Raw genomic sequence first — 18,199 nt, 5'->3', positions numbered from 1 at the left:
ACGGGACTCAGGTCAGAGTTTGCGATCAAAACCGGACTGCCTGTTTTGTTCCCGATTTTCCAGGCTTCGCGATATGCTGAAAATGATCAGGCAGCTGGCCTCAGTCCATCGCGCCCAGGATCCGCGCCAGATTGCTGAACCGTGCGATGAGCGAGAATACGGTGATGTTCACGGCCAGGAACAGCACGGCGATCGAGGCGATCACCGGCGTATAGCCATAGCGCAGCGCGTTGAAGATCTTGACCGGGAGCGTCTCGACCGTGAAGCCGACTGTCATCAGCGCGATGATGTATTCATTGAGGCTGAGCACGAAGCAGAAGGCGAACCCCGCCAGCGCGAAGGGCGCCGCGATGGGCGCGATCACGGTGCGAAAGACCGTCCAGCCCGAGGCGCCCATCGTCTCCGCGGCTTCGATCAGCGCCTTGTCTATGCTTTCCAGCCCCAGCGAGATGGTAACGAGGGGCAGGGCGAGCAGGAAGATCGCATGCGCGATGATGACGTTGATCATCAGCCCGTTCACGCCCACGCTCGAGAAGAAGATGAGGAATGCCAGCGCCATGATGACCGGCGGCAGGATGAAGGGCGCGATCCCCAGCGCAAAGAGCGCGCGGGCATAGCGCAGACCATGGCGCCACGCCATGTAGGCGACGGGCAGCGCGACGGCGGTGGCCAGAAGCGCCGAGAGCGCGGCGATGCTCAGCGAGTTGACGAGCGCCCCGAACCAGTCCGCCTCGCCGAAGATCGCCCCGTACCAGCGGAGCGAGAAGCCGCGGGGCGGGAAGGCGAGGAACTTCTGCGCGTTGAACGAGACCGCCGTGATGACGATGATCGGGCCGATCAGGAAGAGGGCGAAGGTCGCCATGTAGGCGCGGCGCAAAAAGGTGCCGATCATGTCTCGCTCCTCCGGCCCAGCCACGAGACGCCGGCGATCACGCTGGCGCTGAGCACCAGAAGGACCACGGCCAGCGCCGAGGCGAAGGGCATGTTGAAGTTGAAGATCGCCTGATCGGTGATCAGCACCGAGAGCGTCCAGTGCTGCGGCGCGCCCAGCACCTGCGGCACGATGATGGCGCCCAGCGTCAGCACGAAGACGGTGACGCTGCCCGAGATGATGGCCGGGCGCGTCACCGGAATGACCACGGTGAAAAAGGTGCGCAGCGGCGACGCGCCCAGCGTGCGTGCAGCCTCGAGCAGGCTGCGGTCCATCCGGCTGAGCGCGGGGAACAGCAGCAGCACCGAGAAGGGAATGGTGAGATAGACCAGCGCCGCCACGACCGCGCCCGCCGAGGGCGTCATGGAGAAACTGTTCTCGACGATGCCCATCCATTCCAGGATATTGCCGATGCCCGAGGTGCGCGACAGCAGGATCTGCCAGCTGAACGCGATCAGCACCTCCGACAGCGACAGCTGCGCGAGGATGTAGATCAGCCAAAGATCCTGCGCCTTGCGCCGGAACGTGGTCAGGAAATACGTGAACGGAAAGGCGACGGCCATGCTGATCGCTGCGATCAGCGCGCAGAGCCCGGCAGAGAAAAGCGCGCGCTCGATGTAGAACCACGTCGCAAACCGCTCGAAATGTTGCAGATCGAAACCGAGGCGGAAGTCGGCATCGTCGGCGGGGCTGGCCACGCTGACGGCAAGGATCAGCGCGAAGGGGATGGCGAAGAAGATGCCGATCATCACCGAAGAGGGGATGAGGGCGAGATAGGGGGCGAGGCCGGGCTTGCGCATCAGCGCCTCACGGCGCCAGGACGCTGCACGCGTCCTTGGGCATTTCGATATGCACGTCCTGCCCGATCTCGACCTCGGGCCAATCCTTGGGCGTCAGAACCGAGATCACCTCATGCCCGTCGCAATCGCAGAGGATCTCGATCGTGGCGCCGATATCGCGCACGAAGGTGACGCGTCCCTTGACCGCATTTTCGGGGGCGGGCGCACTGGAAGGGCGCACGAAGATCTCCTCGGAGCGGGTCATCAGCACGACCTCGTCACCCTTGGCAAAGCCATGTGCGTTGGTGCCTATGTTCAGTGTGGTCCCGGCGACCTCGGCTGTGCTCGCGCCCGTCATACGGGCGGGCAGCAGGTTTGATGTGCCAATGAAATCTGCGACAAAACGGTCCACGGGCTTCTTGTAAATCTCCATCGGGCTGCCGGATTGCAGCACCTTGGCCTTGCCCATGACGACGATCGTGTCGGCCATTGTCATCGCCTCGGTCTGATCGTGCGTCACGACCACCGTTGTGATGCCAAGCTCCTGCTGCAACTTGCGCAGCTCGATCTGCATGGCCTCGCGCAGGTTGGCATCGAGCGCCGACATCGGCTCGTCCAGCAGGAAAACCTGGGGGTTGAGAGCAAGAGCGCGGGCGATGGCGACGCGCTGGCGCTGGCCGCCCGAAAGCTGGCTGATCCGGCGGTCCGTCATGCCCGGCAGGTGCATCATGTCGAGCAGTTCACGCGCACGGTCCTCGCGCTCGCTCCGCGAATGGCCGCGGATGCGCATGGAGTAGGTGATGTTCTCGCCTACCGTGAGGTGCGGAAAGAGCGCGAAGGATTGGAAGACCATGCCAATCTCGCGCTGGTGCACCGGCACATGGGTCATGTCACGCCCACCCATGGTGATGGAGCCGCTGGTCGGCTCCTCCAGCCCCGCGATCATGCGCAGGAGGGTGGTCTTGCCGCAGCCCGACGGTCCGAGAAAGCAGACCATCTCGCCATCCTTGAAGGTGAGATTCACGTCCTCGACGGCGGTCACGCTGCCGAATTTCTTGGTGACGCCGTTGATGGTAAGGCCGGTCATGCAGGTATCCTTGAGTGGGATCGGTCCGCCCCATCAGGTGGGGCGGGCCGGGGAAGCATCGCTTAGCCCGCGATCATCTGGTTCCAACGGTCAGAGATGAACGCGCCATGCTCGCCATACATCTCGTAGCGCGGGATGATGGGGGTGGTATCGCTCGACACGGCGGCCAGTTCCTCGGGGGTGAGGTCCGTCAGCTCGGGCTTGACGACGGGCGATGTGCCCACCTTGCGCGCGAGGGTGGCCTGCGTTTCCGGCTTGGACATATAGTTGATGAAGGCCGCGATCTCGTCATCGGCCTCGGCATATTCCGGCACGATCCAGTAGCCACTGTCGAGGATGCCGCCCTCTTTCGGGAAGGTCGACACGACGGGGAAACCCTCGGCCGCCGCCAGCCCGGCAACATCGTGGTAGTACTGGCCCATCGGGATTTCGCCCTGCTGCAGCGCCTGCTGGAAGCTGCCCTCGTCCTTGTACCAAAGGCGCACGTTCGGCACGACTTCGGAGAGCTTGTTGAACACTTCCCCGATGCCTTCCTTGGTCGCCAGAATGTCGGTGCCGCCGAAATAGGTGGTGGCGGTGACTTCCAGCAGGAAGGAGTTGGTGGCCAGGCCCAGAAGGCCGATCTGGTCCTCATACTGGCTGTCCCACAGTGCCTCCCAGCTGGTGGGTGCCTCGGGGATGACGTCCGAGTTGGTGCAAAGCGTGATGTACCACGACACGCCGCCGACGCCGTAAAGGCCACCATCGTCATAGCGATCCTTGAAGGTGTCGGTCAGGTTGGCGAGGTTCGGGATCTTGCTCTCGTCGATGGTCTTGAAGACCTTCTGCTTGGCGCCCTCGCGGCGCGGCGTGCCGGCCATCAACGACACATCTGCCGGTGCCGTCTTGGCGCGCGCGGCGTTCTTGATCTGAACGAGCCAGGTCTCGCCAGTGGGCACGGCAATGGATTCCACCTCGATGCCGGTCTCCTCGGTGAAGCCTGGGAAGATATGCGCCTTGAAACTGTCCTCGAAGAAGCCGCCATAGGTGCCGACGCGCAGCGGCGTGCCCTGGGCCCGCAGGATCGAGGGCGCGGCCAGTGTCGCTGCCCCCGTGGCGGCCGCAGTGCCGAGGAACCGGCGGCGTGTGAAAGTGCTATTCATTTCATTTTCTCCCTTGTTGAGTTCGGCTTACGCCCAGGTTTTCGGCAGGACGCAAAGCATTTCGTATACCAGGTTCGCGCCCAGCATGGCGGTCGCGCCTGTCGTGTCATATTGCGGCGATACCTCGACCAGATCCCCGCCGACAAGGTTCAGCCCCTTGCAGCCGCGCACAATCTCGAGCGCCTGAATGGTCGTGAGCCCGCCGATCTCCATCGTGCCGGTGCCCGGCGCGATCGACGGGTCGAGGCTGTCGATATCGTAGGTCAGGTAGCAAGGCGCGTCACCGATCTTGGCGCGGATGTCCTTCATCAGCGGGGTCAGCGACTTGTGCCAGCACTCCTCGGCGGGGATCACGGTAAAGCCCTGCTCACGCCCCCAGTCGAAGTCGCCGGGCTCATAGCCCGTGCCGCGCAGGCCGATTTGAAACACCTTGTCATTGAGCAGAAGTCCATCCTCGACCGCGCGGCGGAAGGGCGTCCCATGGGCGATCTTTTCACCGAACATCAGATCGTTGGTATCGGCATGCGCATCGATATGGATCAGCGCAACGGGCCCGTGCTTCTTGGCGATGGACCGCAGGACCGGATAGCTGAGCGTGTGGTCGCCGCCCAGCGTCAGGGGCACGACGTCATGCTTCAGGATCTCGTCATAGGCTTCGGTGATGAGATCGACCGTCTTCTTCAGATCGAAGGTGTTGATCGCCACGTCGCCGATATCGGCGACCTGCATCTTGGCGAATGGACCGGCGCCGGTGGCCATGTTGTAGGGCCGCATCATGCCGCTTTCGGCGCGGATGGCGCGTGGGCCGTGGCGCGTGCCGGTGCGGTTCGACGTGCCGATATCCATCGGAATGCCGACGAAGCAGGCATCCAGCCCCTTGGCCGTATCCTGGCTGGGCAGGCGCATCATCGTGGGCACGCCGCCGAAGCGCGGCATGTCGTTGCCGCCCAGTGGCTGGTTGAAATGCGGTTTTGCGGTGTCGCTCATGGTGATTCCTTCGTGCCGGCGCGCTTGTTCAGGCGCACAGCCTATGGCGCGGGTCGCCGCGCGGAAAATATGATAGCGCAAAAGCGCGCATTGATGTCTGCAAATGTATCGCGTTCAAGCATAGCACTCCGCGAGGATTCGCATGAAGAGCGTATTGACCTGCGGCACCTGTCCCGCGCGGCTGAGTATCTGCATCGGGCAGTCGTAGTTTTCCGCGCTATAGGCCAGCCTTCGCAGCCGCCCGGCGGCGACGTGACCCTCGGCCATATGCACTGGGAGCAGGCCCAGATAAGCGCCGCTGAGAATGAAGATCAGCTGCGCCTCGATTTCATCAGCAAAGCGATCGAGATCGGTGGGGTTCACGGCCTTGCGGCGCTGGCGGCTCCAATAGCCGCGATGTACCCAAGGGGCGGCGGTGATCTCGGCCTCGGTCATGGTGGCATCGCCGCGTGCATAGAATGGATGCGCCTCCGAGCAGTAGAGCGCGTGGTCCTCGCGGTAGAGGTCGACCACGCGCAAGCCGCTGAGGACATTGTCGAAACTGCCGATCCCGACATGGATTTCCCCGTCAAGGACGCCGTTCAGGATATCCTGTGGACGCGCGATGCCGAGTTCGATCCGCACAGCAGGGGCAGCCTCGGTAAAGCGGGCGATGGCCTCGGGCAGGCGGAAATTGGGATCGGTACAGACGCTATCCAACACGGCGACTTTTAGCCGCCCCACAAGATTGCCCTTGAGCGCGGCCAGATGGCCCGAATGGGTGTCCAGCGTGCCCAGCAGGGTCTTGGCGATTTCATGCACCATCATGCCCTTTTCCGTCACCAGGAAGCCGCGCCGCCCGCGCTGGCACAGGGTGACGCCAAGCCGTTGTTCCAGCGCCGTAATGTGGTTGGAGATGGTCGGCTGGCTGAGCCCCAGTTCCACCTGCGCTGCGGAGAATCCCCCGTTGCGCACGACCGCATCGAAAACGCTGAGAAGATGGATGTCCGAGCCGGTGATTTGCATGACGCATTGAGAGGTGGAAATGTATCGCTTTGCAACAGCATATTCCAGTTTGCGGCGGACGCGCCTAGTCTGACCCTCGAATTTCGCACCGCAAGGAGAACCCAGATGCCCGACGACCTGCCGCTGACGATGAAGGCCGCCGTCTGCCCCGCGCCCGGCGCACCGCTGGAGATGCGCGAGGTCGCCGTGCCCACGCCCGGTGTGGGCGAGGTGCTGGTGCGGCTGGAAACCTGCGGTGTCTGCCATTCGGATCTGCACCTGCGCGAGGGGCAGGAGAACCTGCCACAGAGCTATTACCCCCTTATCCTGGGCCATGAGGGCATCGGCCGCGTCGTGGCCCACGGACCGCAGGCCAAGGGCGCGCCCGCCATCGGCGCGCGCATCGGCCTGCCCTGGATCTTTGACACCTGCCTTGCCTGCAAGCCGTGCCGGACCGGGCATGAGGTGCTCTGCGCCGAGAATACCGCGCGCGGCGTTCAGAAACATGGCGCCTTTGCCGAATATGCGCTCTGCCCCGCGGATTTCGCGGTGGAAATCCCCGAGGCGATTGACCCGCTCAAGGGTGCGCCGCTGCTCTGCGCGGGGCTGACGGCGTGGTCGGCGCTGCGCAAGGCGCGGATCGAGGCGGGCACCAATGTGCTGATCATCGGCGCGGGCGGGCTGGGCCAATATGCCATCCTGATTGCCAAGGCACGTGGCGCGCGCGTGATGGTCGTCGACCGCGACCCGGCCAAGCTGAAAACGGCCGAGAAACTGGGCGCCGAAGTGACAGCCAAGGCCGGCGAGGGCGCCGGCGCGCGGATCAAGGAAGCGGGCGGCGCAGATGTGGTGCTGAACTTCGCGCCCAGCCCGGCGATCTGGGACACGGTCGAGGCGGCGGTCAATCCGATGGCCGATATCGTTGCCATCGCCATGGTGCATGATCCCATGCCGCTGTCGATGATGTGGCTGATCGATGGGGGGCACCGCGTCTTTGGCTCGTCCGTCGGCTCGCGGCAGGAACTGGCCGATTTCCTCGCCTTTGCCGCTGCGCATCCGCTGGCCGTCGATGTCGAGGCAATCAGGTTCGACAATGTGGATGCCGCGCTCGACCGGTTGAAGGCGGGCGAGGTGACGGGCCGCCTCTGTATTGATTTCACGCACTGAAAGGGACAAAGCCATGACAAAGATCGCCGTTTTCCAGATGTCTGCCACCATTGACGCGGCTGCTCGCCGGCAGCGCATCATCGACGCCATGGAAGAAGCCGCGAAGGCCGGCGCGCGCCTGTTGATCACGCCCGAGCTTGGCCTCACCGGCTATGGCCGGGGCGAGGCCGTGATCCGCGAAGCGCAGCGCCCGGACGGCGCGTGGGCCGAGGCGCTGGGCGCGGCGGCCAAGGTACACGGTATCAGCGTCATCGCGGGCTTCCCCGAGGCTGCGGGCGAGCAACGCTACATCAGCGCCATGATGATCGACCGCAAGCGCCCCGATGCGCCTGAGATCTACCGCAAGGGGTGCCTCTACGGCACCTATGAGCGCGGCCTCTTCACCGCCGCCGGACCCTCGACCATGATCATGGAGCTTGAGGGCCTGAAGGTGGGCTGCCTCATCTGCTACGATGTCGAATTCCCTGAAAACGTGCGGCGCCTTGCCGCCGCCGGGGCCGATCTGGTGGCCGTGCCCACCGCCTTGCCCAAGGATGCTCCCAGCGAATTCGTCGCGCTTCACACTGTGCGCACCCGCGCCTTCGAGAGCCAGGTCTTTGTGGCCTATGCCGACAATGCCGATGGCGACGAAGGCTTTACCTATCAGGGCCTGTCCTCCATCGCGGCACCCGATGGATCGGTTCTGGCCGAGGCGGGCGAGACGGGCGATGCACTGATCTATGCCGATATCGATCCCGCGGCCTACAGCGACTCGCGCGAGGCCAACCCGTATCTAGAGGATGCCGCGCGTCAGGGATTGATCTGACGGCCTGAAACATCAGCCCAAGAGGAGACCATGATGGATCCGATCAAGTCAGAAGACCGCCGCGTCGCAAACATCCACAAAGCGAAATTCGAGCCTATCGAAACGGATGGCAAGCCCGATGGCGAGGTGCTGCAGCTTAACGATGCGCGGCCCTTGGGCGCGGGATTCTACGTCTACCGGATGCCGCCGGGCCACACCACGGTGGCCCATCGCCACAAGGGGGACGAAGAATTCCTGATCATCGAGGGGGATTTGACCGATAATGACGGCACGGAATACGGTCCTGGCGATCTGGTCTGGCTGCGCGACGGGACCGAGCATCATTCAACCACCAAGGGGGGCTGCCTGATCGCCGTCTTTGCCGACATGCCCGAGGATTTCCCGGACTAGCCAGGCAGGGCCGCACCGCTCACGTTTTCGCGCCTTGCAATAAGGGGCGCGCGGCCATAGGTTCCGCGAAATTCCGCGGGGGCGGCCCCCGCTTTCATCTAGGAGACTCCCCATGGAAGGCGGTTCCGCGTTCGCGCAGTTCATTCCCCTGATTCTGATCTTCGCGATCATGTATTTCCTGCTCATCCGTCCGCAGCAGAAAAAGCTGAAGAACCATCGCGCGATGGTTGAGGCGCTGCGCCGCGGCGATCAGGTGGTCACGCAAGGCGGGCTGATCGGCAAGGTCTCGAAGGTCAAGGATGACGACGAGATCGAGGTCGAGCTGGCGCAGGGCGTCAAGGTGCGCGTGGTCAAGTCCACCATCGCGCAGGTCGTCTCGAAAACCGAGCCTGCCAGCGAAGCCCCCAAGGCCTGAACGGCCCCCAAGACCTAACGACCAGCCCCCTATAAAGGCGCAGACATGCTTCAGATCGACCTGTGGAAACGTATTTGCATCTGGGGTCTTGTCGCCCTCGGCATCCTTTTCGCGCTGCCGAACGCCTTTTATGATCGCGTCGAGACGCATAATGATGCGGTTCAGGCAGTCGAGCAGGGCACCGATCCCGCTCAGGTCGCGGATGCACTGGATGCCTGGCCGGGCTGGATGCCAAACGGGCTGGTCAATCTGGGCCTCGATCTGCGCGGCGGCGCGCATCTGCTGGCCGAGGTGAAGGTCCAGGATGTCTATCAATCGCGCATCGAGGGCATGTGGCCCGCCGTGCGCGATCTTCTGCGCGAACGGCGCGAAGAGGTAGGAACCATCCGGCTGGAGCCGACCGAGGGTGCCGAACTGGTCGTGCGCCTGAATGAGCGGCCCGAGCAGGCCGAGCGGGCCGCCGCCCTCGTGCGCACCCTTGCCAGCCCCGTCACCAGCCTGACCGCTGCCGGGGCCAGCGATATCGAGGTCACCACCCGCGACGGCGCCATCGTGGTGCGCCTGTCCGAAGCCGAGCAGCGCGCGACCGATGAGCGTACCGTGCGGCAGGCGCTGGAAATCATCCGCCGCCGCATCGACGAGGTCGGCACGCGAGAGCCGACAATTCAGCGGCAGGGCAGCGACCGCATCCTGATCCAGGTCCCCGGCATCGGCAGCGCGACCGAGCTGAAGGACATCATCGGCACCACTGCGCAGCTGACCTTCCAGCCCGTCGTGGGCCGCGCCTCCTCGGCCAACGAGCCTGCGGGCGCAGGCAACGAGGTGCTGCCCTCGCTGAACGAAGAGGGTGTTTTCTACGTGCTGGAGCGCGCGCCCGTCGTCACGGGCGACGAGTTGACCGATGCGCAGCCCGATTTCGACCAGAACGGGCGGCCCGCCGTGTCCTTCCGTTTCAACCCCACGGGCGCGCGCAGCTTCGGAGAGTATACGGCGGCCAATATCGGCAGCCCCTTCGCCATCGTGCTGGACAACGAGGTCATCAGCGCACCTGTGATCCAGAGCCACATCCCCGGCGGATCTGGCATCATCACCGGTAATTTCTCGGTCGAGGAAAGCACGAACCTGGCTGTTCTTCTGCGCGCGGGCGCCCTGCCTGCGGGCCTCGAATTCCTCGAAGAACGTACGATCGGTCCCGAACTGGGCGCCGACAGCATCGAGGCAGGCAAGGTGGCCAGCATCGTCGGCTTTGCGCTGGTGCTTGTCTTCATGCTCGCCAGCTACGGCCTGTTTGGCCTCTTTGCCAATATCGCGCTGATCATCAATATCGGCCTCATGTTCGGCCTGCTCAGCATGATCGGCGCCACGCTGACCCTGCCGGGTATCGCGGGTATCGTTCTGACCATCGGTATGGCGGTCGATGCCAACGTCCTGATCTTCGAGCGTATCCGTGAAGAGATGAAGACCGCCAAAGGCGCCGCCCGCGCCATTGAGCTGGGCTATGAAAAGGCGCTCAGCGCCATTGTGGATGCCAACATCACGACGCTCATTACCGCCGTGATCCTCTTTGCCATGGGCTCGGGGCCGGTGCGCGGCTTTGCCATCACGCTGGGCCTTGGCATCATCACGTCGGTCTTTACCGCCATCTTTGTCACACGCCTCATCGCCGTCATGTGGTTCGAGCGCAAACGACCCAAGACGGTGCTACAGGGCCGCACTTTGCGCTTGGTCAAATCCAATACCACTGTAAATTTCCTGGGCCGCTGGAAGATGTCTCTGGGCCTGTCGGCGCTGCTGATCGTCATCGCGGCGGGCTCGTTCATGCTGCAGGGGCTGAATTTTGGTATCGACTTCCGGGGCGGCACCACCATCCGCACCCAGAGCGAGCAGTCAGTCGATATCGCGCAGTATCGCGGCGCGATGCAGGTGCTGGATCTAGGCGATATCAGCATCACCGAGGTCTTCGATCCAACCTTCGGGCCGGATCAGAACGTGTCGATGATCCGCATCCAGGCGCAGGACGATGCCGAGGCAGTCACGCCCGAAACCATCGCCGCCGTCGAGGGCGCGCTGCAAGAAGCGGTGCCCGACATCACCTTTACCTCGGTCGAGAGTGTCGGCCCCAAAGTCTCGGGCGAGTTGATCCAGACGGCGGCCATCGCGGTGCTCTTGGCGATCGGTGCGGTGCTGGTCTATATCTGGCTGCGCTTTGAATGGCAGTTCGCCCTGGGGGCCGTTGCCGCGCTGGTGCATGACGTGATCCTGACCATCGGCGTCTTTTCGGAGTTGCAGCTGCAATTCGACCTGGCGACCATTGCGGCGCTGCTCACCATCGTCGGTTATTCGCTGAACGATACGGTCATCGTATTCGACCGCGTCCGCGAGAACCTGCGCAAATACAAGGCGAGGCCGCTGCTGGAGGTGCTGAACCTTTCGATCAACGAGACGCTCAGCCGCACGATCATGACCTCGTTCACGACGATGTTGGCGCTCCTCGCGCTCTACTTCCTGGGCGGGGATGTCATCCGAGGCTTCGTCTTTGCGATGATGTGGGGCATTGTCGTCGGTACCTACAGCTCGATCTTTGTCGCCGCGGTGATCCTGATGTGGCTGGGCGTCAAGCGCGACTGGAGCAAGCCGGATGCCAATGCCGGCAACCAGTTCGCCAACGTGGATGCCTGACGCTCTTACCGGTGCAGTGACGGAAGGGCTGGCGGCTGCGCTGAGCCATCCCGGGGTCTGGTGGCTGGCCGTCACGCTGGCCGTGGCGGGCATCGTGCGCGGCTTTACCGGCTTCGGTTCGGCCCTGATCTTTGTGCCGGTCGCGGGGATATTCCTGCCGCCCGTCCATGTCATCGCCATCATCGCGCTGGTCGAAGTGGCAAGCATCGGTGCATTGGTGCCGCGCGCCTGGGCCCATGCGGATCGCCGGCAGGTGGGCCTTCTGGTGCTGGCCGCGCTGCCGACCGTGCCGCTGGGCCTCATGGTGATGGAGGCGCTCGACGTGCTCATCGTGCGATGGATTGTCGCGGTGATGGCAGGCGGGACGCTGATCGCGCTGATCTCCGGTTGGCATTTCCAGCGCAGGATCACCCTGCCGCTGATCGTTCTCATCGGCGCGGCGGCGGGATTTTTAGGGGGCATGACGGGGCTGACCGGGCCTGTGGTCGTTCTTTTCTACCTTGCGGGTGGGCGCATGGCGCAATCGGTGCGGGCCAACACGATCCTATTCCTCGGGGCAATGGACTTTGTCATCGTGGTCAACCTTTTCTTGCGCGGGTTCACCGATGTTTCGGTGCTATGGCTGGCCGGGATGCTGTCGGTGCCCTATTTTGTCGGCATGGTGGCGGGGCAGGCTCTGTTCGATCCGATCCACGAGCGGATCTATCGCCGCGCCGCGCTGACGGTGATCGCGCTGGCCGTCCTGACCGGCCTGCCGATCTGGGCATAAGGAGTGACAAGATGCAGCTGAACGAAGTCACCTTTACCGAGGCTACCCCGATTGACGGCTATGGTCCCGGCTTCTTCCGCGTGGGCGGCAGCGTGATGCGGGGCGCGGCCCTTGTCACGGAAACCGGCGCGCGCGGCTGGGGCGGGCTGGAGGATGCGCAACCCTTGCTGGATCTGGTAGGTCAGATCGACGTGGTTTTCATTGGCACGGGCGCCGAGATTGCCCATATCCCCGGCGCGCTGCGCAGCCAGCTGGAAGACGCGGGCATGGGGGTCGAGACGATGAGCTCGCCCGCCGCCTGCCGCACCTATAATGTGCTCTTGTCCGAGGGCCGTCGCGTGGCTGCCGCCGTTCTGCCGGTCTAGGCGGCACCGGTGCTTGTCCATCGCGCTTTCCCCGTCCGGCGCTTTGCGCTAAGCGTCTCATCATGTTGCTCAAGGCCGAAAATCTCAGCGTCTCGCGTGGCGGTATCGCCGTGCTGGAGGGGCTGTCGCTCTCGCTTGCGCCGGGGCGAGCGCTGATCCTGCGCGGCCCGAATGGCGCGGGCAAGACGACGCTGCTGCGCACGCTTGCGGGCCTGCAGCCGCCCCTCAAGGGTGCGGTACAAGCTGAGGAAGGCACGCTGGTCTACGCGGGCCATGCGGACGGGATCAAGGGCGCGCTGAGCGTGCGTGAAAACCTCGCCTTCTGGGCCGCGATTTTCGCTGGCGGGGATGTCGAGGCCGCGCTGGATGCCTATACACTTGAACCGCTGGCAGACCGGCCCGCCGCCGCCCTCTCGGCCGGGCAGAAGCGTCGACTTGGCCTCTCGCGCCTCATCGTGGCGCGCCGTGCCGTGTGGCTCATGGACGAGCCGACCGTGTCGCTGGACCGCGACGCCACCGCCATGTTCACCGCCGCGCTGAGGGCGCATCTGGCAGGCGGCGGTGCGGCCATCGTCGCCACGCATATCGAGCTGGGGCTGGACGAGGCCGAGACGCTGGATGTCACCCCCTACAAGGCGCGCGCCAGCGCGCTCGATGATTTTGACGAGGCATTCCTGTGATTGCCCTTCTGATGCGGGATTTGCGCCTTGCCGTGCGCGCCGGGGGCGGCTTTGGCCTTGGCCTTGCGTTTTTCCTGATCGTCGTGACGCTGGTGCCCTTTGCCGTCGGGCCGCGCGGCGATCTGCACAGCGTCATTGCGCCGGGCGTTCTCTGGCTGGGCGCGCTCTTGGCCTGCCTTCTGTCGCTCGACCGGATCTTTGCGCTCGACTACGAGGATGGCTCGCTGGATCTTCTGGCCACCGCGCCGCTGCCGCTGGAGGCGCTGACGGCGATCAAGGCGCTGGCGCATTGGCTGACCACGGGCCTGCCGCTGGTTCTGGTCGCCCCCGCGCTTGCCGTTCTTTTGAACATGCCGGGCACGGGGTATCTGCCGCTGACCCTGTCGCTGGCCCTGGGCACGCCTGCGCTCAGTGTGATCGGCACGTTCGGCGCGGCGCTGACTGTGGGTATTCGCCGGGGCGGATTGCTATTGTCGCTCTTGGTGCTGCCGCTCTACGTGCCTACATTGATTTTCGGCGCCGAGGCCGCCCGGCGCGGTGCCGAGGGGCTGGATTATACGATGCCCCTGACCATGCTGGCGGGGATCACCTCCGGCACCATCGCCCTCTTGCCCTTCGCCTCGGCTGCGGTAGTAAGGGTCAACCTGCGCTAGCCGCTGATTAAGGACGTTTGAATGGCCTCGCTCTGGGAATATGCAAACCCGCGCAAATTCATCGCCACCTCGGACCGCGTCCTGCCGTGGATCGGCGGGCTGGCGCTGATTTCGCTGGTCGTCGGCCTCTTTTGGGGCTTTTTCCTGACGCCCGAGGATTACCGGCAGGGCGCCAGCGTCAAGATCATCTATTTGCACGTTCCCGCCGCCCTCATGGCGATCAATGCGTGGCTGATGATGCTGGTCGCATCGCTGATCTGGATCGTGCGGCGCCATCACGTCAGTGCGCTGGCCGCCCGCGCCGCCGCCCCGGTGGGCGCGGTGATGACGGTGATCGCGCTGGCCACCGGCGCGCTCTGGGGGCAACCGATCTGGGGCACGTGGTGGGTATGGGATCCGCGCCTGACATCCTTCCTGATCCTCTTCCTCTTTTACCTCGGCTATATCGCGCTCTGGTCCGCGATCGAGAATGACGACACCGCTGCCGACCTCACCTCGGTCCTGTGCCTCGTCGGGTCGGTCTTTGCATTGCTCAGCCGCTACGCGGTGCTCTTCTGGAACCAGGGTCTGCATCAGGGCGCGTCCCTCAGCCTCGACAAGGAAGAGAACGTGGCGGATGTGTTCTACCTGCCGCTGCTGGTCTGCATCGCGGGCTTTGTCCTTCTGTTCATCGCGCTGGTGCTGATGCGCACCCAAACCGAGATCCGGGCGCGCCGCATGCGCGCGCTTCTGGCCCGCGAAAGGATGGGATGACATGCCCGAACTTGGAAAATACGCGCTGGCCGTGCTGGGTTCTTACGGGGTGACGCTGGCACTGCTCGGCGCGCTGGGCGCGCTGACCGTGCTGCGCGCTCAGCGGGTGCGCCGTCAATTGGAGACGCTGGAGAAAAGGATGCGCAAGAATGGCTAGGATTTCGCCCCTGATGATCGCGCCGCCGGTCGTGTTCGCCGGGCTTGCGGCGCTGTTTTTTATCGGTATGCAGCGGGGCAATCCCGATGCGCTTCCTTCGGTCTTTATCGGCCAGCCCGCGCCGCCGGTGCCGGAACAGGGGCTGGACGGGCGCCAACTGCTGACCGACGCGGACCTGCGCAGCGGCGAGGTGACCATCGTCAACTTCTGGGCCAGCTGGTGTCCGCCCTGCCGGGCCGAGCATCCCAAGCTGAAGGCGCTGGATGCCGAGGGGCTGCGCGTGGCGGGCATCAATTTCAAGGATGAGGCATCGCAGGCGCAGAGATACCTGACGAATGATGGCGATCCCTTCTTTGCCACCGGGTTCGACCCCAAGGGCTCTACCGCTATCGACTGGGGCGTGACCGCGCCGCCCGAGACGTTCATCGTCGCGGGCGACGGGACGGTCCTATTCCGCTATGCCGGCCCCCTGATCGGCAGCGATTACGAGCAGCGATTCCGCCCCGCATTGGACAAGGCATTGGAAGACAACGCCGCGCAGTAAGCCGCTCAATAAAAAACGCCCGCTGGCCAAGGTCGCGGGCGTTTTCATGTCTGGTGCAGACGTCTATCAGGCGGATTTCGCCAGGTCGCGCAACACGTAGTTCAGCACGCCGCCATTCTCGACATATTCAATCTCGATGGCGGTATCGATCCGGCATTTCAGCATGATCTCTTTCTTGCTGCCGTCTTCCATGGTGATGGTGCAAGGCATCTCGGCCTGCGGCTTGACGTCCGCCAGCCCTTTGATCGTGACGGTCTCCTTGCCGGTCAGGCCCAGTGACTTGCGCGTGTCGCCATTCATGAACTCGAATGGAACGACGCCCATGCCGACGAGGTTCGAACGGTGGATGCGCTCGAAATCCTCGGCGATGACGGCGCGCACACCCAGAAGAGCCGTGCCCTTGGCCGCCCAATCGCGGCTGGAGCCTGCGCCATACTGCTCGCCTGCGAAAATGACCAGCGGCGTGTCGTTCTTTTCATAGGCCATCGCCGCATCAAAGATCGACATCTGGTCGCCGTCCGGGCCGAGGGTATAGCCACCCTCGACATCATCCAGCATCTCGTTGCGGATGCGGATATTGGCAAAGGTGCCGCGCATCATCACCTCGTGGTTGCCGCGGCGGCTGCCATAGGAGTTGAATTCGCGCACCGGCACCTGACGCTCGCTCAGATACTGACCCGCAGGCGTCGATTCCTTGAAACTGCCCGCGGGGCTGATGTGGTCGGTCGTGACCATATCGCCCAGAAGGGCCAGGACACGCGCATCCTCGATATCCTCGATATTGCCCGGATCCTTGGACATGTTCTGGAAATAGGGCGGGTTCTGCACATAGGTCGACTCGGGCGGCCAGTCATAGGTCTCGCCTTCCGAGGTCTCCACTGCCTTCCACTTCTCGTCGCCGTCAAAGACGTCAGCATATTTTTCCTGAAAGGCGTCGCGCGTGACGGTGGCGTCGACGAGTTCGGCGATCTCGGCCTGGCTGGGCCAGATGTCCTTGAGGTAGACGTCCTTGCCTTCCTTGTCCTTGCCCAGCGACGCGGTCGTGATGTCGACATTCATGTCGCCGACCAGCGCATAGGCCACCACCAAAGGCGGCGACGCGAGATAGTTGGCGCGCACATCGGGGCTGATGCGGCCCTCGAAATTGCGGTTGCCCGACAGGACGCTGACACCGATCAGGTCATTGTCATTGATGCATTTGCTGATCTTCGGGTCCAGTGGGCCCGAGTTGCCGATGCAGGTGGTGCAGCCATAGCCAACGAGGTTGAAGCCGATCTTGTCCAGATCTTCCTGCAGACCGGCCTTCTCCAGATAGTAGGAGACCACCTGACTGCCGGGCGCGAGCGAGGTTTTTACCCACGGCTTGCGGTTCAGGCCACGCTCGGCGGCCTTGCGAGCAACGAGGCCCGCGCCGATCATGACATAAGGGTTCGATGTGTTGGTGCAGGAGGTGATCGACGCGATCACGATCGAGCCATCGTGCAACTGGTACGCTTCGTCGCCGGTCACGTAGCCGCGCTTGTGCGTGCCTTCGTCACCGGGGATCTCCTGCGGCTCGACATGTCCGCCCTCGGCCTCCCAGCGGCCCTCGGCATTCTCGCTGCCATCCTTGGCCTTGCGCTGGCCCTTGATATATTTGTGGAATTCCGTCGCCGCATTGTCGAGGGCGATATAATCCTGCGGACGCTTGGGGCCGGAAATCGCGGGCACGATTGTGCCCATGTCGAGATGCAGCTTGTCGGTATAGATGGGCGCATAGTCTGCGTCGCGCCACAAGCCGTTCTCCTTTGCATAGGCCTCGACCAGCGCAATGCGGTCCTTGTCGCGGCCCGTCTGCCTGAGATAGCGCAGCGTCTCGTCGTCGATCGGGAAGAAGCCGCAGGTGGCGCCATATTCCGGCGCCATGTTGGCGATGGTCGCGCGATCCGCCAGCGGCAAATTGTCGAGGCCCTTGCCGTAGAATTCGACGAACTTGTTGACCACGCCTTTTTCGCGCAGCATCTCGACCACTTTCAGAACAAGGTCGGTGCCCGTCGTGCCTTCGGTCATCTTGCCGGTCAACTCAAAGCCGACGACCTCGGGGATCAGCATCGAGATGGGCTGGCCAAGCATGGCCGCCTCCGCCTCGATCCCGCCGACGCCCCAGCCCAGAACTGCAACGCCGTTGATCATCGTCGTGTGGCTGTCGGTGCCAACCAGCGTGTCCGGGTACGCCACTTCTTCGCCGTTCTGGTCCTTGTCGGTCCAAACGGTCTGGGCCAGATATTCAAGGTTGACCTGGTGGCAGATGCCGGTGCCGGGGGGCACGACGCGAAAGTTGTTGAACGCGCCCTGACCCCATTTCAGGAACTGGTAGCGTTCCATATTGCGCTCGTATTCGCGGTCCACGTTCATCTGAAAGGCGCGGGGATTGCCGAACTCGTCGATCATGACCGAATGGTCGATGACCAGATCGACGGGGTTCAGCGGGTTGATCTGCTGTGCCTTGCCGCCGAGGGCGACAATTCCGTCGCGCATGGCTGCAAGATCGACAACTGCGGGAACGCCGGTGAAATCCTGCATCAGGACGCGGGCAGGGCGATACGCGATCTCGCGCGGATTCTTGCCGTCTTTTTCGGCCCAATCCGAGAATGCCCTGATGTCATCCTGCGTGACGGTCTTGCCGTCCTCAAAACGCAGCATGTTTTCCAGCACCACCTTCAGCGCGGCGGGCAGGCGGGTGAAATCTCCAAGGCCGGCCTCCTCGGCGGCTTTGATCGAGTAGTAGGCGACGGTCTGGTCCCCTGATTTCAGGGTCTTGCGCGTCTTGGCGGAATCATGTCCCACATTGATTGGCATCAGGCTATCCTTTCGGGTCATCAAAACGTTGGATGCACGGCGCGGCGGGCGGCGTGCGGAAACTGAGTGCGTCA

19 protein-coding genes are annotated in these 18,199 nt (G+C 63.7%); 12 read left to right on the top strand and 7 right to left on the bottom strand.

Annotation, left to right across the window (positions count from 1 at the left end; translation table 11 throughout):
* Positions 1 to 100: 100 nt before the first annotated feature.
* The 6 genes from ACEWPM_RS17375 to ACEWPM_RS17350 all read right to left on the bottom strand — a co-directional run bounded on the left by ACEWPM_RS17375 (position 101) and on the right by ACEWPM_RS17350 (position 5,931).
* The gene (locus ACEWPM_RS17375) at positions 101 to 892 is read right to left on the bottom strand and encodes an ABC transporter permease (protein ID WP_393963791.1); all 792 of its coding nucleotides are present in this window, start codon (positions 890 to 892) and stop codon (positions 101 to 103) included.
* Positions 889 to 1,731 (bottom strand): ABC transporter permease, encoded by an 843-nt coding sequence (locus ACEWPM_RS17370; protein WP_393963790.1) that lies wholly within the window; start codon positions 1,729 to 1,731, stop codon positions 889 to 891. The genes ACEWPM_RS17375 and ACEWPM_RS17370 overlap by 4 nt, the downstream gene beginning before the upstream one ends.
* Before the next feature lie 7 nt (positions 1,732 to 1,738).
* On the bottom strand, positions 1,739 to 2,797 hold the full coding sequence (locus tag ACEWPM_RS17365; protein WP_393963789.1) for an ABC transporter ATP-binding protein: 1,059 nt from the start codon (positions 2,795 to 2,797) through the stop codon (positions 1,739 to 1,741).
* A 62-nt stretch (positions 2,798 to 2,859) separates the two neighbouring features.
* A complete protein-coding gene (locus ACEWPM_RS17360) occupies positions 2,860 to 3,939 on the bottom strand; it encodes an ABC transporter substrate-binding protein (RefSeq protein WP_393963788.1) in 1,080 nt (359 codons plus the stop codon).
* 27 nt (positions 3,940 to 3,966) lie between these two features.
* Positions 3,967 to 4,926: an agmatinase gene (gene speB, locus ACEWPM_RS17355; RefSeq protein WP_393963787.1), complete on the bottom strand. Its 960-nt coding sequence runs from the start codon at positions 4,924 to 4,926 to the stop codon at positions 3,967 to 3,969.
* 114 nt (positions 4,927 to 5,040) lie between these two features.
* Entirely contained in the window at positions 5,041 to 5,931 is an 891-nt protein-coding gene (locus ACEWPM_RS17350) for a LysR family transcriptional regulator (protein ID WP_393963786.1), read from the bottom strand.
* Positions 5,932 to 6,036: 105 nt separating this feature from the next.
* On the opposite strand from ACEWPM_RS17350, the gene ACEWPM_RS17345 reads away from it, so the two are divergent.
* The 12 genes from ACEWPM_RS17345 to ACEWPM_RS17290 all read left to right on the top strand — a co-directional run bounded on the left by ACEWPM_RS17345 (position 6,037) and on the right by ACEWPM_RS17290 (position 15,287).
* The gene (locus ACEWPM_RS17345) at positions 6,037 to 7,077 is read left to right on the top strand and encodes an alcohol dehydrogenase catalytic domain-containing protein (protein WP_393963785.1); all 1,041 of its coding nucleotides are present in this window, start codon (positions 6,037 to 6,039) and stop codon (positions 7,075 to 7,077) included.
* A gap of 13 nt (positions 7,078 to 7,090) precedes the next feature.
* On the top strand, positions 7,091 to 7,882 hold the full coding sequence (locus tag ACEWPM_RS17340; RefSeq protein ID WP_393963784.1) for a carbon-nitrogen hydrolase family protein: 792 nt from the start codon (positions 7,091 to 7,093) through the stop codon (positions 7,880 to 7,882).
* Positions 7,883 to 7,912: 30 nt separating this feature from the next.
* The gene (locus ACEWPM_RS17335; RefSeq protein ID WP_393963783.1) at positions 7,913 to 8,272 is read left to right on the top strand and encodes a cupin domain-containing protein; all 360 of its coding nucleotides are present in this window, start codon (positions 7,913 to 7,915) and stop codon (positions 8,270 to 8,272) included.
* 112 nt (positions 8,273 to 8,384) lie between these two features.
* On the top strand, positions 8,385 to 8,687 hold the full coding sequence (yajC, locus tag ACEWPM_RS17330; RefSeq protein ID WP_393963782.1) for a preprotein translocase subunit YajC: 303 nt from the start codon (positions 8,385 to 8,387) through the stop codon (positions 8,685 to 8,687).
* Positions 8,688 to 8,732: 45 nt separating this feature from the next.
* A complete protein-coding gene (gene secD / locus ACEWPM_RS17325) occupies positions 8,733 to 11,366 on the top strand; it encodes a protein translocase subunit SecD (protein ID WP_393963781.1) in 2,634 nt (877 codons plus the stop codon).
* On the top strand, positions 11,359 to 12,135 hold the full coding sequence (locus tag ACEWPM_RS17320; protein WP_393963780.1) for a sulfite exporter TauE/SafE family protein: 777 nt from the start codon (positions 11,359 to 11,361) through the stop codon (positions 12,133 to 12,135). The genes secD and ACEWPM_RS17320 overlap by 8 nt, the downstream gene beginning before the upstream one ends.
* 11 nt (positions 12,136 to 12,146) lie before the next feature.
* Positions 12,147 to 12,500 carry an Mth938-like domain-containing protein gene (locus tag ACEWPM_RS17315; RefSeq protein ID WP_393963779.1) on the top strand — a complete coding sequence of 118 codons (354 nt, stop codon included), beginning with the start codon at positions 12,147 to 12,149 and terminating at the stop codon, positions 12,498 to 12,500.
* 62 nt (positions 12,501 to 12,562) lie between these two features.
* Positions 12,563 to 13,180: a heme ABC exporter ATP-binding protein CcmA gene (ccmA, locus tag ACEWPM_RS17310; RefSeq protein ID WP_393963778.1), complete on the top strand. Its 618-nt coding sequence runs from the start codon at positions 12,563 to 12,565 to the stop codon at positions 13,178 to 13,180.
* A complete protein-coding gene (gene ccmB / locus ACEWPM_RS17305) occupies positions 13,177 to 13,833 on the top strand; it encodes a heme exporter protein CcmB (RefSeq protein ID WP_393963777.1) in 657 nt (218 codons plus the stop codon). Before ccmA ends, ccmB begins: the two co-directional genes overlap by 4 nt.
* A 21-nt stretch (positions 13,834 to 13,854) precedes the next feature.
* On the top strand, positions 13,855 to 14,586 hold the full coding sequence (locus tag ACEWPM_RS17300; protein ID WP_393963776.1) for a heme ABC transporter permease: 732 nt from the start codon (positions 13,855 to 13,857) through the stop codon (positions 14,584 to 14,586).
* A gap of 1 nt (position 14,587) precedes the next feature.
* Positions 14,588 to 14,743: a heme exporter protein CcmD gene (gene ccmD / locus ACEWPM_RS17295; RefSeq protein WP_393963775.1), complete on the top strand. Its 156-nt coding sequence runs from the start codon at positions 14,588 to 14,590 to the stop codon at positions 14,741 to 14,743.
* Complete coding sequence (locus ACEWPM_RS17290) at positions 14,736 to 15,287, top strand: DsbE family thiol:disulfide interchange protein (RefSeq protein ID WP_393963774.1); 552 nt, start codon at positions 14,736 to 14,738, stop codon at positions 15,285 to 15,287. Before ccmD ends, ACEWPM_RS17290 begins: the two co-directional genes overlap by 8 nt.
* A 66-nt stretch (positions 15,288 to 15,353) precedes the next feature.
* Here ACEWPM_RS17290 and acnA read toward each other — a convergent pair whose 3' ends face one another.
* On the bottom strand, positions 15,354 to 18,125 hold the full coding sequence (gene acnA, locus ACEWPM_RS17285) for an aconitate hydratase AcnA (protein WP_393963773.1): 2,772 nt from the start codon (positions 18,123 to 18,125) through the stop codon (positions 15,354 to 15,356).
* Positions 18,126 to 18,199 lie beyond the last annotated feature (74 nt).

It is taken from the genome of Roseovarius maritimus (assembly GCF_043355895.2).
Lineage (GTDB): Bacteria > Pseudomonadota > Alphaproteobacteria > Rhodobacterales > Rhodobacteraceae > Roseovarius > Roseovarius maritimus.
The sequence above is the reverse complement of the archived record's forward strand: the minus strand, read 5'-3'. Positions and strand labels throughout refer to the sequence as shown.

What these genes read in the sequence shown, in the direction of transcription:
- ACEWPM_RS17375 (WP_393963791.1), bottom strand. Translation starts at nt 892, where the DNA reads ATGATCGGCACCTTTTTGCGCCGCGCCTACATGGCGACCTTCGCCCTC.
- ACEWPM_RS17370 (WP_393963790.1), bottom strand. Translation starts at nt 1,731, where the DNA reads ATGCGCAAGCCCGGCCTCGCCCCCTATCTCGCCCTCATCCCCTCTTCG.
- ACEWPM_RS17365 (WP_393963789.1), bottom strand. Translation starts at nt 2,797, where the DNA reads ATGACCGGCCTTACCATCAACGGCGTCACCAAGAAATTCGGCAGCGTG.
- ACEWPM_RS17360 (WP_393963788.1), bottom strand. Translation starts at nt 3,939, where the DNA reads ATGAATAGCACTTTCACACGCCGCCGGTTCCTCGGCACTGCGGCCGCC.
- speB (WP_393963787.1), bottom strand. Translation starts at nt 4,926, where the DNA reads ATGAGCGACACCGCAAAACCGCATTTCAACCAGCCACTGGGCGGCAAC.
- ACEWPM_RS17350 (WP_393963786.1), bottom strand. Translation starts at nt 5,931, where the DNA reads ATGCAAATCACCGGCTCGGACATCCATCTTCTCAGCGTTTTCGATGCG.
- ACEWPM_RS17345 (WP_393963785.1), top strand. Translation starts at nt 6,037, where the DNA reads ATGCCCGACGACCTGCCGCTGACGATGAAGGCCGCCGTCTGCCCCGCG.
- ACEWPM_RS17340 (WP_393963784.1), top strand. Translation starts at nt 7,091, where the DNA reads ATGACAAAGATCGCCGTTTTCCAGATGTCTGCCACCATTGACGCGGCT.
- ACEWPM_RS17335 (WP_393963783.1), top strand. Translation starts at nt 7,913, where the DNA reads ATGATGGATCCGATCAAGTCAGAAGACCGCCGCGTCGCAAACATCCAC.
- yajC (WP_393963782.1), top strand. Translation starts at nt 8,385, where the DNA reads ATGGAAGGCGGTTCCGCGTTCGCGCAGTTCATTCCCCTGATTCTGATC.
- secD (WP_393963781.1), top strand. Translation starts at nt 8,733, where the DNA reads ATGCTTCAGATCGACCTGTGGAAACGTATTTGCATCTGGGGTCTTGTC.
- ACEWPM_RS17320 (WP_393963780.1), top strand. Translation starts at nt 11,359, where the DNA reads ATGCCTGACGCTCTTACCGGTGCAGTGACGGAAGGGCTGGCGGCTGCG.
- ACEWPM_RS17315 (WP_393963779.1), top strand. Translation starts at nt 12,147, where the DNA reads ATGCAGCTGAACGAAGTCACCTTTACCGAGGCTACCCCGATTGACGGC.
- ccmA (WP_393963778.1), top strand. Translation starts at nt 12,563, where the DNA reads ATGTTGCTCAAGGCCGAAAATCTCAGCGTCTCGCGTGGCGGTATCGCC.
- ACEWPM_RS17300 (WP_393963776.1), top strand. Translation starts at nt 13,855, where the DNA reads ATGGCCTCGCTCTGGGAATATGCAAACCCGCGCAAATTCATCGCCACC.
- ccmD (WP_393963775.1), top strand. Translation starts at nt 14,588, where the DNA reads ATGCCCGAACTTGGAAAATACGCGCTGGCCGTGCTGGGTTCTTACGGG.
- ACEWPM_RS17290 (WP_393963774.1), top strand. Translation starts at nt 14,736, where the DNA reads ATGGCTAGGATTTCGCCCCTGATGATCGCGCCGCCGGTCGTGTTCGCC.
- acnA (WP_393963773.1), bottom strand. Translation starts at nt 18,125, where the DNA reads ATGCCAATCAATGTGGGACATGATTCCGCCAAGACGCGCAAGACCCTG.